Below are 14,549 nucleotides of genomic sequence, written 5' to 3'. Positions count from 1 at the left end.
TATGGCTTCACAGTCGACACCGAGAATTTGGTCGCTGACATGGCCGATTATGATTGAGATGATGCTGCAATTCATGCTCGGAACAGCAGACACCTTGATGGTTAGCCGAATTTCGGATGATGCCGTCGCTGTTGTCGGGATATCGAATATGTTCTTCAATGCGGTCATTATTTTGTTCACGCTTGTGACGAGCGGGGCCGGCATTCTTATCGCCCAGAAGCTGGGCGGGGGCAAGCCGGACGAAGCGCGCAAAATCGGCATTATGTCCGTTTCCATCACTGTATTATTAGGCATTATCATTAGTGTTTTATTGATTTATGGGACTCCGTTATTTACGACAGCCTTGCATGTGCCGGATAATTTGAAAGGTATGTCTCATACCTACATGTCGATCGTCGGCGGTGGGATGGTCATCACGGCGCTCAATTTATCGATGAGCACGGCTGTCAGAAATACAGGAAATACTCGTTCTCCCATGTATATTGCGCTTGGTATGAATGTCCTGCATGTTGTACTGAACTATGCATTTATATTCGGGGCGTTCGGTCTGCCGGAGCTTGGACTAATGGGGGTTGGAATTTCGACCATTATTAGCCGGACGGTAGCCTTCTTCTTCCAGCAGCATTTGTTCCGGCATGCATTTGGAGCACCGGTCTTGCTTCGTGAATTCGGTCGCTTTCATGCGAGGCTGCTCAAAGAAGTCATTAAGATCGGCTGGCCAATCAGTGTGAACGGTGCTTCATGGACGTTCTCGCAGGTTGTTATTTTCAGTATCATTGCCTCTATGGGTGAACAACCGCTTGCCGCTCGTACCTATATGAACACCATGGAGTCATTCGCCTTCACATTTGGCTGGTCGCTCGCGCTTGCTGCCCAAATCCAAATCGCGCATTTGTATGGAGCGAAGAAACTAAGGCAAGCATACTATAGTGCATATCGAGCCTTAGGCTTCGGGGTTATCGTTGTCCTTGCGAATACAGCCCTGCTGCTGCTGTTCCGAACTTCGATCATTTCGACATTTACGAAGGATCCTTGGATTATCGACATGGCCGTATCTCTTCTCTGGCTTAACTTAGCACTGCAGCCCGGCAAAATGCTGAATATGGCACTCGGTCAGTCGCTTGGTGCTGTAGGCGACAGCCGCACGGTTATGACTTACTCGTTGCCGAGCATGTGGATCATTGCGGTTGGGGTTTCCTATATCCTTGCCGTCCCGATGCATTGGGGGCTCTATGGTATTTATATAGGGATGATCAGCGACGAATATCTGCGCGGTGCGTTATGTTATTTGAGGTGGCGCAAGCATCGCAAGAAGCTGCTGTTTGCTGACGCATTCCGTGAAGATAGAAAGCTCGGCACCGCCGGAAATAGCAGTGATGCTGTGCCGCTGTAGGTGAATGAAGTTTCTCGTTGACACAAGTGGTTAGAATTGCTAAGATAGGATATTATGAAATATGAACGATGATGGAGAAAGTAATCACGTACAGTCGTCAGACAAGCGAGCCGGGGACAGTGGGAGCCTGGTCGGACGTTCGCGATGAAAGGCACTCCGGAGTTTATGCAAGCTTAGAAAAGAGGGTTTTCAAGCATCCGTGCGGATTAGCGCTTGAAGGCCAAGTAGGGTGGAACCGCGGGAGCGTAATAGCTTTCGTCCCTATGTCTGACATCAGACGTAGAGGCGAAGGCTTTTTTATATGCCTTTACATACGTATCGTTCAGACGCCATGCATGGCAAACAATTCGATAGGAGATGAATGACATGAACTTTCAAAACATGATTCTGACGCTGCAGCAGTTCTGGGCGGAACAAAATTGCATTCTCGTTCAGCCATACGACACCGAGAAGGGTGCAGGCACGATGAACCCGATGACATTCCTTCGTTCGATCGGCCCTGAGCCATGGAACGTTGCGTATGTGGAGCCGTCCAGAAGACCGGCAGACGGCCGTTATGGCGAGAACCCGAACCGTCTGTATCAGCATCATCAGTTCCAAGTCATCCTTAAGCCATCCCCGGACAACATACAAGAGCTGTATCTGGAAAGCTTGAAGCGCCTGGGAGTGGATCCGCTTCACCATGATATTCGCTTTGTTGAAGACAACTGGGAATCGCCTACACTTGGCGCTTGGGGTCTTGGCTGGGAAGTTTGGCTGAACGGCATGGAAATTACGCAGTTCACGTATTTCCAACAAGTCGGCGGCATTGATGCCAACCCGGTTGCGGTTGAAATCACGTACGGCATGGAGCGTCTTGCTTCGTACATTCAGGAGAAAGAAAATGTGTTCGATTTGGAGTGGGTAGACGGCGTCACCTATGGCGATGTATTCCTGCAGCCGGAATTCGAGCATTCGAAATATACATTCGAAACTTCCGATACGGCCATGCTCTTCTCGCTCTTCAACATGTACGAGGAAGAAGCGAAGAAAACGATGGAGCATAAGCTTGTATTCCCGGCTTACGATTATGTGCTTAAATGCTCGCATACATTCAACTTGCTTGATGCAAGAGGGGCAATCAGCGTAACGGAGCGGACCGGTTACATCATGCGCGTTCGTAACCTGGCACGTGCATGTGCGGCGACTTACCTGGAAGAACGCGAACGCCTCGGATTCCCGATGTTGAAGAAAGGAGTGAACGATAATGGCTAAAGACCTTTTACTTGAAATCGGCTTAGAAGAGGTACCGGCACGATTCGTCCGCGGTGCCATGAATCAATTGAAAGAAAAGATGACTAAATGGCTGGAAACATCCCGTATCGGTCATGGTGCTGTGGAAGCTTATGCGACTCCGCGCCGCCTTACCGTCCTCGTTCGCGATGTAGAAGAGAAGCAGGCTGATGTAAGCGAAGAAGTAAAAGGTCCTTCACGCAAAATCGCACTGAACGAGCAAGGCGAATGGAGCAAGGCGGCACTCGGCTTCGCTCGCAGCCAAGGCGTGGCGCCTGAGGATTTCTTCTTCAAGGAGCTTGCAGGCGTAGAGTATATCTACGCGAACAAGAGCAGCATCGGTACAGTAACGAGCGATGTGCTTCCGGAAGGTTTAGTATCGCTTATCACTTCGATGTCATTCCCGAAGAACATGCGTTGGGGCAACTATGATCTTCGTTTCGTGCGTCCGATACGCTGGCTGGTAGCATTGTTCGGCCAGGATATTGTTCCGATCGAAATTACGGCTGTACAGAGCGGCAGAACGACTCGCGGCCATCGTTTCTTGGGCAGCGAAGCCGTCATTGCAGAGCCTTCGCAATATGTAGAGCGTCTGAGAGAGCAGCAGGTCATCGTAGATACTGCTGAGCGTGAAGCGCTGATCGTTTCGCAAATTAATGCACTTGCAGCCGAGAAAGGTTGGCAAATCGGCATTAAAGAAGATTTACTCGAGGAAGTCGTATTCCTCGTAGAAACGCCGAATGTCTTGTTCGGTACGTTTGACCCGTCGTTCTTGAACATTCCACAGGAAGTGCTGATTACTTCGATGCGCGAGCATCAACGTTACTTCCCGGTGTTGGACGACAACGGCAAGCTGCTGCCATTCTTCGTAACGGTTCGCAACGGCGATCGTACTTCGATCGAGAACGTTGCTAAAGGAAATGAGAAAGTGCTGCGCGCACGCCTGTCGGATGCCAAGTTCTTCTATGGTGAAGATCAGAAGCTCGCCATCTCCGATGCGCTTGCGAAGCTTACTTCGATCGTTTACCATGAGGAGCTTGGTACAGTGGCCGATAAAGTCGCGCGTATCGTAGCTACTACCGAGAAGCTGTCGCAGGCACTGAGCACGGATGCTCAAACTGCAACGGATGCGGCTCGGACTGCAGCGATTTGCAAATTCGACCTGGTGACGCAGATGGTCTACGAATTCCCTGAGCTTCAAGGCATCATGGGCGAAGATTATGCACGTAAAGCCGGTGAGAGCGAGTCGGTTGCCAGAGCGATCAATGAGCATTACCAGCCGCGTTTTGCCGGTGACAGAGCACCAGCTTCATTGGTAGGAGCACTGGTTAGCCTTGCGGACAAAATCGATACCATTGTCGGCTGTTTCTCCATTGGAATCCTGCCAACAGGTTCGCAAGATCCGTATGCGCTGCGCCGTCAAGCTGCCGGTATCGTTCAAATCGTGCTTGCCCATGGTCTGAAGCTGCCGCTTAGCACATTATTTGATCTATCGCTTGAAGTTCATGCTGCGCGTTCGTTGAAACGCGATGCGGCTGAAATACGTAAAGACTTGTATGAATTTTTCTCGCTCCGCGTGAAGAACGTGCTGTCGGAGCAAAGCGTTCGGTACGACGTAGTCGATGCAGTAATGGCGGTCGGTTACAATGATTTGCGTCAGACGGTTGACCGTGCGGCCGCTGTAATGGCTGCTGCTGCAGGAGATCGCCGCGAGGAGTTTAAAACGGTGGTTGATTCGCTTAACCGAGTTTGCAACCTTGCATCGAAAGCAACGTCTAAGGAAATAAGTGAAAGCTTGTTCGTGGACGAGGCGGAAGGCGCGCTGTATGGTGCATGGTCAGAGGTTCGTAATGATATTGCTGTTCAGGTGGAAGAAGGTCGTACAGGAGAGGCGCTTGCAAAACTTGCCAGCCTGAAGATGCCGATCAACGTATACTTCGATAAAGTCATGGTAATGGCTGAGGACGAAGCTGTGCGGGCTAACCGACTTGCAACACTTGCTGCTATTGCCGGCAGTGTCACGAAAGTAGCGGATTTCTCGAAGATCGTTTGGTAGGAGGGGTAGAAATGGCTACAGATTCGCAGCCTGAAGTGATTATTTACGTCGTTTCCGATTCCGCCGGTGACACCGGCGAGCTTGTCGTCCGGGCTGCGATAGCCCAATTTCATCCCATCAACGCCGATATCCGCAGAGCGCCGTTCGTCCATGACGAAGCGTCGCTCGAGCGGTTCGTGCTGCAAGCTAAGGAGCATAGCGCGATCATGCTTTATACGCTTGTGCTTCCGGGGCTGCGTGACCGGATGGTGGAGTTTGCCCGCATTCACGAGGTAACCGCCATCGATCTGCTTGGCTCGCTAATAACGAGTCTCGAAAGCAAAACAAACCGCAAATCCAGGCAAGAGCCCGGACTCAATCATGTGCTCGATGAGGATTATTTCCGTAAAGTCGAAGCAGTTGAATTCGCCGTTAAGTACGATGATATGCGCGATACGACCGGAATTCTAAAGGCGGACATTGTGCTCGTCGGTGTTTCGCGCACATCCAAGACGCCGCTTTCTATGTATTTGGCGCATAAGCAGTTTAAGGTGGCTAATGTTCCGCTTATGCCGGAGCTTGACCCGCCTGATGAATTGTTCCAAATTCCCAAAGAAAAGGTAGTCGGACTTACCATTGATATCAATTATTTGAATGGCATTCGCAAAGAACGATTGAAAGCATTGGGGTTGCCGGACAGCGCTGCCTATGCAACGACAGCCCGGATCGAGCGAGAGCTGAAATACGCGGCGCAAATCACTGATCGCATCGGTTGTTTAGTCATTGATGTCTCCCATCGAGCTGTCGAAGAAACAGCAAGTTTGATTTTGGAATATATAGAATCCAATTGATGCAAGAGCGGGTGCAGGATTTTTTGGTTATTTGCCGTATATAATAGTACGGTAGTTACAAGAAGATGCGGTGATGCAACGAATGACAGCCATACCAACGATTGTAGTAGATGCTGATGCGTGTCCGGTTAAGCGGGAAATTGTCGAAGTGGCGCGAAAATTCGCGGTTCCTGTTCTGATGGTCGCTTCTCATGATCATCGGCTCCAAGAAGAAGAAGGCGTCGCGATTATGCAGGTCGATCGAAGTGACCAATCTGTCGATTTGTATATCGTCAACCATATTCGGCGCGGCGATATTGTCGTCACGCAGGATTTTGGACTAGCTACCATTGTATTGTCGAGAGGCGCGATTGCACTATCTCCGCGCGGCCAACAATATGATGACAGCAACATCGATTATCTAATGGAGCGCAGGCACGAGCTGGCGAAGAGACGTCGCAGCGGCGGAAGAACGAAAGGGCCGAAGGCGATGTCTAACGATGACCGTGCGTATTTTCTGCAAAACCTGACAAAAGTTTTGCAAACTCGGCAGGAGAATGCCAAGCCGTAGCGAATAGTATTACTTGTCATTTAGGATGAAGGTGAAGGTGTATGGCTTACGGGAAAATACCGGATTCTGTCATTGAAGCGGTGCTTAAGCATCACGATATTGTAGAGACGGTAGGAAAGTACGTTCACCTCTCGAAGCACGGGAAATACATGAAGGGGCTCTGCCCGTTTCATTCAGAGAAGTCCCCGTCGTTTACCGTCACACCGGAGAAAGGTATTTTTTACTGCTACGGGTGCGGTAAAGGCGGCAACGCCATTAAGTTTATTGAGGAGATTGAGGAATACTCGTTCCCGGAAGCTATTCGTGTAATGGCCGAGGAAGCGAATATCCCCGTCACCTGGTCAGGGTCGCAGGAACATCAACAATCCGCTGATGGGGGAGATCGCGATACTCTGATTGAAGCGCATGAGCTGTCCGTTAAGTTGTATCATTATTTATTAATGAATACGACGCATGGACAGGCTGCTCTGCAATATTTACGTAATCGTGGAGTAACGGATAAGCAGATCGATCATTTTATGATCGGGTATGTGCCTCCGGAATGGGACACACTTACGCGTTTTCTCGAGAAGCGGGAATACGATCTCGCGCTGATGGAGAAAGGCGGACTGCTCATTGCCAAGCAGGACAAGAGCGGCTACATTGACCGGTTTCGTGATCGGATCATGTTTCCGATCTGGAACCGTGACGGCAAGGTTATCGCCTTGGCTGGCAGAATGCTCGGTGAAGGTCAACCGAAATATTTGAATTCACCCGAGACGATGCTGTTTAACAAGAGCCGTAACCTGTATAACTTTCATCATGCCCGGACAGCTATGCGTAAGAGCAGGCGAATTGTTCTGTTTGAAGGTTATATGGATGTCATCAAGGCGTGGAGCGCTGGCGTGCATAACGGTGTAGCCTCTATGGGGACGGCACTGACAGAAGAGCATGCCTCGATATTGCAGCGCAATGTCGAAGAGGCGGTGCTCTGTTATGATGGCGATAATGCTGGACAGACTGCGGTGCTGAAGTCACTCCCGCTATTGGAGCGAGCGGGTTTGCGCGTTCAGGTTGCCATGCTGCCTAGAGGCATGGATCCGGATGAGTACATCGAGAAGCATGGAGCAGATGCGTTCATGCGAGAAACGATTGAACATCCGGTATCCGCAACTAAATTTAGACTACTATATGCTAAGAAAAACCATATACTCCTAGAAGAAGAGGGACAGAAGAACTACCTGCTCGAAGCGGTCGGCATCATTGCCGTGCTCGATTCTCCGACAGAGCGGGAGTTTTATCTGAAAGAGCTGTCCCGTGAGTTCGATATGTCTCTGGATTCATTGAAGCAGGACTGCTTTGATCGACGGCAGCAGCTGCAAAAAATGAAACCGCAAAGGGATAATAACGACAATTCGTGGAATAATGGTAGGAATGAAAACCGCGAGAACCGTCGTACGTCCTCTGCACCGCCTGTTTTGCCTGCTTATCAGGTCGCTGAACGCAAGCTGTTAGCACAGATGCTGCAGGATGCTGATACAGCAAACACGGTGCATCAGAAGCTCGGAGAGGCTTTTAATGTAGAGGATCACGCAGCGCTTGCTGCTTACTTATATGCTTACTATGCGCAAGGACATGATCCGGATGTTAGTCGGTTTATCGCTTCGCTCCAAGATAGCCGGCTTGAACGGACAGCTGCTTCCATATTGATGACGGACGATGACATTCCGTTCGACGAGCATTTGCTCGTTGATTATGTGAATGAAATCTTGAAGGTGCCAAAGTTTCGGGAAATCGAACAGCTGAAAGAAGCAATGGTACGTGCGGAACGTTCCGGGGACATGTTGAAAGCAGCACAAATTGCAATTGAAATGAATGCCCTAGAGAGACAGCTAAAAGGTCGGCAGGATGATCGTTTCTAGGGAGGAGGGAGTCGGATTATGGCGAATGATCAACATACTGAATTGGATACTGAACAGAAGCTGGAACTTGTCAAGGAACAGCTGATTGAACATGGGAAGAAAAGATCCTCCTTAACGTACAAAGAGATTATGGAGAAGCTTTCACCTTTCGATCAGGATCCGGAACAAATCGATGAGTTTTTTGAGCAGCTCGATGATATCGGCATTGAAGTGGTGAATGAGAACGACGATCTTCCGATAAGCAATCGGGATGATCAAGAGCGTGAACATGACGACTTCAACTTCGATGATGATCTGGCGCTACCGCCCGGCATCAAAATCAACGATCCGGTTCGCATGTACTTGAAAGAAATCGGACGTGTACCGCTGCTATCGGCAGATGATGAAGTCGAGCTCGCTAAGCGGATTGAGAATGGGGACGAAGAAGCGAAGCGCAGACTAGCCGAAGCGAACCTCAGACTCGTGGTCAGTATCGCCAAACGTTATGTTGGACGCGGCATGCTGTTTCTGGATCTCATTCAAGAAGGCAACATGGGTCTAATTAAAGCGGTTGAGAAATTTGACCATACCAAGGGCTACAAGTTCAGTACTTATGCAACTTGGTGGATCAGACAAGCGATTACGCGTGCGATTGCAGACCAAGCACGTACGATCCGGATTCCGGTTCATATGGTCGAAACCATTAATAAACTTGTTCGGGTTTCCCGTCAGTTGCTGCAGGAACTTGGACGTGAGCCAAGCCCGGAAGAAATTGCGGCTGAAATGGATTTGAGCACCGAGAAAGTGCGTGAAATCATGAAGATCGCACAGGAACCGGTATCGCTTGAAACGCCGATCGGGGAAGAAGACGATTCACATCTAGGCGACTTCATCGAGGATCAAGAGGCACTCGCGCCGGCAGATGCTGCGGCATACGAGCTGCTGAAGGAACAGCTGGAGGACGTGCTGGATACGCTAACGGAGCGTGAAGAGAACGTACTGAGACTTCGTTTCGGACTTGATGACGGTCGTACGCGTACGCTGGAGGAAGTCGGCAAAGTATTCGGCGTTACACGTGAGCGGATTCGTCAGATTGAAGCGAAAGCACTTCGCAAGCTTCGTCATCCATCCAGAAGCAAACGTTTGAAAGATTTTCTCGAGTAATAACCAGGACCTTTCTGCTTGAAGCAGCAAGGTCTTTTTTCCACCTTGTGAAATGAATAGTTGTCACTTCTAAGAATCCACCATGAGAGGAATCACTGTGACGTTATGGATCAAGAGCGCCGCAAGAGTATCGTAAGAGAGATCGAGCATTGGCAGCGCAGTAAACTGCTCCCCGAGCAATATTGTGATTTTCTGCTCAACTTGTATTTGGATGAAGGGGAGAAGCGCGCTCCGACGACCTTTGCGGGTCGAGCAGCGGTTGCAGTGAAAGGAGCGTCTGTTAAACAATGGCTCCTGACATTTGGTATTTTTTCCTTGATCTGTTTTGTTTTTCTTTATTTTACTGTTTTTCATCCGCTATTGCAAATTGCGCTGTCGGTAACCGGCGTCTACATCCTGCTCTTCATTGGACAACGATACCGCGCCAAAAACGAGTCGGTAGGAATCGGATTAATCGGGACCGGGATGCTGCTTATGTTAGGTGCAGGCTTATATATGCTGCAGCTCCATACGCTAGAAGCATGGGGATGGAAAGCCGGACTTCTTGCTTTCTGTTCGTTATTCTGGATCGCATTTGGTATTGGAGGCCGAATTCCGCTGCTGCATTTGTGCGGCTGGATGGCTTCCTTCCTCGTCTATGCATGGCTGTTGTTTAATAATACGGAATCGCCCAAATGGTTTGAAATTCAGCTGTACTGGCTGCCGGCTTCGTTCGTATTTGGCTGGTGCAGCTGGTTCTTCCATCGCTGGTCAAGACCGGTGGCGTCGATTCTGTTTGTTGCCGGTGCGCTCGTCTGGTTCATGCCTGAGCTGTACGCTGCTGTATTCGCAGATGCAGAGTTTGGATTACAGCTTCAATTAATGGTCAAAATTATGGCGGGGGGAGCACTGCTCTTCTCCCTTCGAAAACAATGGATTGCGTGGGTTGCATGAGATGATAAAGTTGTCTAAACGTTTACAGCAAATTGCAGATTTGGTTTCGGCACAAGCACGAATTGCGGATATTGGTTCCGACCATGCGCTGCTGCCGGTGTACCTGCTGCAAAGCGGTAAATGTCCATCCGCTATTGCGGGAGAGTTGAATACAGGGCCGTTTCAAGCTGCTAAGAAACAGGTAGCCGAAGCTGGTCTGACGAAGAAGATTGAGGTTCGACAAGGTGATGGACTAGCTGTTCTTGCCCCAGGTGAAGCAGACACGGTTACGATTGCCGGAATGGGTGGCAGCTTGATGGCCGATATTCTAGAAGCAGGTCGTCAGGCTGGCAAACTTGTAGGCGTTCGTGAGCTAGTGCTTCAGCCGAATGTCGGCGAAGAGATCGTTCGGAAGTGGCTCGTGCAGCACGGTTATGTCCTGCAGGATGAAATGATCCTCGAAGAGGATGGCCGTATCTATGAAGTACTGCACGCGCTGCATGAGCAATATAGCCCATCCGCAATTACTAATGAGGGCGTCTATCAGGCGTCGTTCCTGGAAATCCCGGCGATGACAGAGGCCGCGAAGCAGGAGTGGCTTTATCGCATGGGTCCCTATTTGCTGAGACGGCCAAGCGATTGGCTTCATAACAAATGGCAGCATGAGCATGGGAAGCTTGAGCGGATTTGCCGTCAATTGGGACAGTCGGACCTCGCGGAATCGCGTGAGAAGGAAGCGCAGCTGCGCGGTGAAATGAAAGGGATAGAGGAGGTGCTGACATGTTTGCGAACGGCCAAACCGTCATCCAGCTAATCGAGCAGCTGGCTCCCAAACATATCGCAATGGAGAACGACAAAATCGGTCTTCAGCTCGGCACTTTGCAGAAGGTAGTCAGTAAGGTGCTTGTCGCACTCGATGTTACCGACGAGGTAGTCGATGAGGCCATTGCACTCGGCGCAGAATTGATCATCGCCCATCATGCGATCATTTATAGACCCCTTGCGAAGCTGGATACTTCAACTCCGGCAGGCAAGCTGTATGAGAAGTTAATCAAGAATGACATCGCCGTTTATATCGCGCATACCAATCTTGATGTGGCCGACGGCGGGATTAATGATTGGATGGCTGATCTGCTCGGATTGCCGGCCGAAGGCCGCGCTTCCCTTGAAGATGTTCATTCAGACAAGCTGTTCAAGCTGGTCGTCTTTGTTCCGAAGACACATCACGAACAAGTGCTTCAAGCGATATGGAATGCCGGCGCAGGAGAAATCGGCGGCTACAGCCAGTGCAGCTTCAATATCGAAGGTGTCGGCACTTTCCTGCCGGGTGATACGGCCGAACCGTTTATCGGGGAGAAGGGCAAGCTTGAGCGCGTACAGGAAATCCGCGTGGAAACGATTGTTCCTGCAAGCGTGCAGCGTAAAGTTGTACAAGCGATGCTGAAGGCACATCCCTACGAGGAAGTGGCTTATGATTTGTATCCTGTCGATATGAAAGGACGCGTGTTCGGACTTGGCCGCGTAGGCAAGCTGCCTGCGGCAGTGAAGCTTCGCGAGCTTGCTGAACGGGCGAAAGCCGTATTCGAAGTTCCTGCGCTGCGCGTCGTTGGCGAGCTGGATCGCGATGTACGCAAGGTGGCGGTGCTTGGCGGCTCCGGTGCCAGATATGTACGCCATGCGTTGTTCGCCGGCGCTGATGTGCTCGTAACGGGCGATATGGACTACCATACGGCGCATGATGCGGCGATGGCAGGGTTGGCGATCATCGACCCCGGCCACAATATAGAGAAGCTGATGAAGCCTCGCGTTGCCGACTGGCTGCGCAGAGAACTCCAGCAGCGCAAATATGCGACGGAAGCGATTGCTTCGCAGGTGGAGACCGAACCATTCCAATTCCTGTAATCAACCTTCGCTCGTCTTGGTGGAAATCATTCAGACCTTGAGCTTTTCCTCCGATCAGCGTATACTGTGTTGTACACGGAAAGTTTGACAGACAATCGCTGGCGGCCTTGTTGCCGCGAGAGGAAAGTCCGGGCTCCGTAGGGCAAAGATGCTGGATAACGTCCAGTCGGCGCGAGCCGAAGGATAGTGCCACAGAAATGGACCGCCGATGGCCGGATGCAAATCCGGTACAGGTAAGGGTGGAACCGTGGTGTAAGAGACCACGAGCGCCATTGGTGACAATGGGGCTGGTAAACCCCATCTGGAGCAAGACCGAGAGAACGCAGCAGCCTAGAGCTGCACCTCTGCCCGGGGAGCGTTCGGGTTGGTCGCTTGAGCTGATTAGCAATGATCGGCCTAGATAGATGATTGTCGCTTCAAACGTGGGAGGGTAGTTCCCGTCACACCACAAGAGGCACAGAACCCGGCTTACGGCAAGCTTTCCACATGCTCAAGAAACCCGCAAGGCTTATGCCTTGCGGGTTTCTTCGTTTTCGATGAAGACCGTCCGACGCTAAACAGGTCAGACGGTTTTCATCCTATTTATTCATATTTGCTCGCGATCTGAGCCAACCGCCGTTCAACCTGCTGCGGAAATTGCTGCAGCGATACTTTCGACTGCTGCGCAGCTTTGAGCGCATTGACGACGTCGATTTGGCCGTAGCCGAAGTACTTATCCTTGCCTTTGTCGCCGAGATCCTTGGCAGACTTTCGCATGATATCCATGACTTCCACATTGGTCAGATCGGGGTTGATCGACCGAATGAGTCCGGCAAGCGCGGCTACATGCGGACTTGCCATTGAAGTGCCGGAGAGCGCAGCATATTGGCTGCCCGGATAGGTGCTGGCGATGCTGAAGCCCGGTGCGGCCACATCGATATAGCTTCCGTAGTTGGAGAATGTCGAGCGTGTGCCGTCCGAATTAGTGGAAGCTACCGCGAACACCTCGGGATACGCAGCTGGATAACCGGGGCGCTCTGTATTGTCATTGCCGCTTGCCGCTATCAGCACAACGCCTTTGTCATAAGCATATTTGATCGCATCGTGCAGAAACTGAGCTTCCGCGTAGTTGCCCAAACTCATATTGATGACTTTGGCTCCATGATCAGTTGCCCATATGACGCCTTCCGCGACCGTGTAGGTAGAGCCTGCGCCGCTGCTGTCCAGCACTTTGACCGGTAACACTTTGTTGTACCAGGTCATGCCCGCGACGCCTTCTCCATTATTGACAGCCGCGGCGATAATTCCTGCGACATGCGTGCCGTGACCGACATCGTCATCCGGCGTCGCATCGGGGACGACCAGGTTGGTGCCTTTTGCAAGCTTGCCTTTCAGATCGGGATGATCCATTTGCACGCCGGTATCGAGTACCGCAATAACGACGTTATTGCTGCCTTTTGAAACGTTCCAGCCCTTCTCGGTTTCGATGACAGGCAAATTCCATTGATATTCCGAATAAAGCGCATCGTTAGGGATAATATCCAATGTCGCATTCGTCATATATAAGTAGTGAGGCTCGGCATACACGACATGCCAGCTCGTTTGGAAGTAACGCATCATCGATTCCGCATCCATCACTCTGGAGCGGAAAACATACGTATACCCAAGCTTCTTCATGGAGAGAGCGGTAATATCCTGTTTGATTTGAGCTAATTGATCTACCGTTGGCGGTTGACGGAACTTCACCACAACCTCGTTCATATGGTAGTGACTGGCATTGCCGTTGTCTTCACCGGTTCTAACCGTAATATCTTCCGTAGAATTCGGTTTGACGGACTCGATCTTGTATTTGCCTTCAGCCGGATAAGGGACAAGCCGCAAGTTGCGCTGTTGGTGGCCTTGTACTTTCGTTACGATGTCCTGCAGCAGAATTGCGGCAATGCCGTCGCCTCTGTGCAACTTATCAGGCTCACCGATGATCATGTATCGATGTCCGTTTAATTGAAGCGGAGAGGAGGAATAAGCCTTCCCTGCAATGACATGCTGCTTCGCTTTCATCATTTCTTCGTTGAGCTGGGATGAATCACGCTTGCTGCCTTTCGTGATGGAATGACTTTGATGTCTCCACCAGACGTAAATCATTTGTTTATGCATCTTCATCAAGTGCGTGAGATGATGCTCGTTCGTTGCTGCCGAGGCTTCGTGCTTCATCAGCTTCTGGAAATTCTTCGCGCACTCCGCATGGCATAAAACTGCCGTAGCATCCATATCATGCTTTACCGTTGCCAGCTTGAGCTGACGCTCACGGTGCGCGGACATGGTGCGCATTTCGGGTTTCTTTTCTTTATTGGCGGGACTTGGCGAGCTGAACCAAGGTGTGAGCGGAATGAGCAATGCGGCAGCTGCCAGAATACAAAACCAGCCGACCCATTTGCGCCTCGTCATGGTGAATACCCCCTTGAATAACTGTACTTGCTAGGTTTGACTGAAAGCCCAGGTGGGCTGCTTGTCTTAGGGTGACGTCGGGTAGGTGAAAATATACGGGGGCGATTCGGCAATCCGGAGTACCATCTGTTTGCTATTTGTGGTACGATGTTGATGATTTAAGTAT

11 protein-coding genes and 1 other RNA gene are annotated in these 14,549 nt (G+C 50.7%); 11 read left to right on the top strand and 1 reads right to left on the bottom strand.

Annotated features, from left to right (window positions below; translation table 11 throughout):
• Window position 1 precedes the first annotated feature (1 nt).
• From BLW29_RS12510 to rnpB, 11 genes are all read left to right on the top strand, one after another.
• Window positions 2-1,393, top strand: coding sequence for an MATE family efflux transporter (locus tag BLW29_RS12510; RefSeq protein WP_090979909.1), 1,392 nt, complete (start codon window positions 2-4; stop codon window positions 1,391-1,393).
• A gap of 366 nt (window positions 1,394-1,759) precedes the next feature.
• The gene (glyQ, locus tag BLW29_RS12505; protein ID WP_090979907.1) at window positions 1,760-2,647 is read left to right on the top strand and encodes a glycine--tRNA ligase subunit alpha; all 888 of its coding nucleotides are present in this window, start codon (window positions 1,760-1,762) and stop codon (window positions 2,645-2,647) included.
• Window positions 2,640-4,721 (top strand): glycine--tRNA ligase subunit beta, encoded by a 2,082-nt coding sequence (gene glyS, locus BLW29_RS12500; protein WP_090979905.1) that lies wholly within the window; start codon window positions 2,640-2,642, stop codon window positions 4,719-4,721. The genes glyQ and glyS overlap by 8 nt, the downstream gene beginning before the upstream one ends.
• A gap of 11 nt (window positions 4,722-4,732) precedes the next feature.
• The gene (locus BLW29_RS12495; protein WP_090979903.1) at window positions 4,733-5,551 is read left to right on the top strand and encodes a pyruvate, water dikinase regulatory protein; all 819 of its coding nucleotides are present in this window, start codon (window positions 4,733-4,735) and stop codon (window positions 5,549-5,551) included.
• An 82-nt stretch (window positions 5,552-5,633) separates the two neighbouring features.
• Window positions 5,634-6,101: a YaiI/YqxD family protein gene (locus BLW29_RS12490; protein ID WP_090980160.1), complete on the top strand. Its 468-nt coding sequence runs from the start codon at window positions 5,634-5,636 to the stop codon at window positions 6,099-6,101.
• Between the two features lie 41 nt (window positions 6,102-6,142).
• Complete coding sequence (gene dnaG / locus BLW29_RS12485) at window positions 6,143-8,002, top strand: DNA primase (protein WP_090979901.1); 1,860 nt, start codon at window positions 6,143-6,145, stop codon at window positions 8,000-8,002.
• 18 nt (window positions 8,003-8,020) lie between these two features.
• Window positions 8,021-9,145: an RNA polymerase sigma factor RpoD gene (gene rpoD / locus BLW29_RS12480; RefSeq protein ID WP_090979899.1), complete on the top strand. Its 1,125-nt coding sequence runs from the start codon at window positions 8,021-8,023 to the stop codon at window positions 9,143-9,145.
• A 105-nt stretch (window positions 9,146-9,250) separates the two neighbouring features.
• Window positions 9,251-10,078, top strand: coding sequence for a hypothetical protein (locus tag BLW29_RS12475; RefSeq protein WP_090979897.1), 828 nt, complete (start codon window positions 9,251-9,253; stop codon window positions 10,076-10,078).
• A gap of 1 nt (window position 10,079) precedes the next feature.
• Entirely contained in the window at window positions 10,080-10,871 is a 792-nt protein-coding gene (locus BLW29_RS12470; RefSeq protein ID WP_090979896.1) for a tRNA (adenine(22)-N(1))-methyltransferase, read from the top strand.
• A complete protein-coding gene (locus tag BLW29_RS12465) occupies window positions 10,838-11,959 on the top strand; it encodes a Nif3-like dinuclear metal center hexameric protein (protein ID WP_090979894.1) in 1,122 nt (373 codons plus the stop codon). The genes BLW29_RS12470 and BLW29_RS12465 overlap by 34 nt, the downstream gene beginning before the upstream one ends.
• A gap of 79 nt (window positions 11,960-12,038) precedes the next feature.
• Window positions 12,039-12,445, top strand: an RNA gene (rnpB, locus tag BLW29_RS12460) — RNase P RNA component class A.
• Between the two features lie 96 nt (window positions 12,446-12,541).
• Here rnpB and BLW29_RS12455 read toward each other — a convergent pair.
• A complete protein-coding gene (locus BLW29_RS12455) occupies window positions 12,542-14,383 on the bottom strand; it encodes a S8 family peptidase (protein ID WP_090979892.1) in 1,842 nt (613 codons plus the stop codon).
• Between the last annotated feature and the right edge of the window lie 166 nt (window positions 14,384-14,549).

This window comes from Paenibacillus sp. CF384, assembly GCF_900106745.1.
Taxonomy (GTDB): Bacteria; Bacillota; Bacilli; order Paenibacillales; family Paenibacillaceae; genus Paenibacillus_Z.
This window is presented reverse-complemented; position numbering and strand designations above follow the sequence as displayed.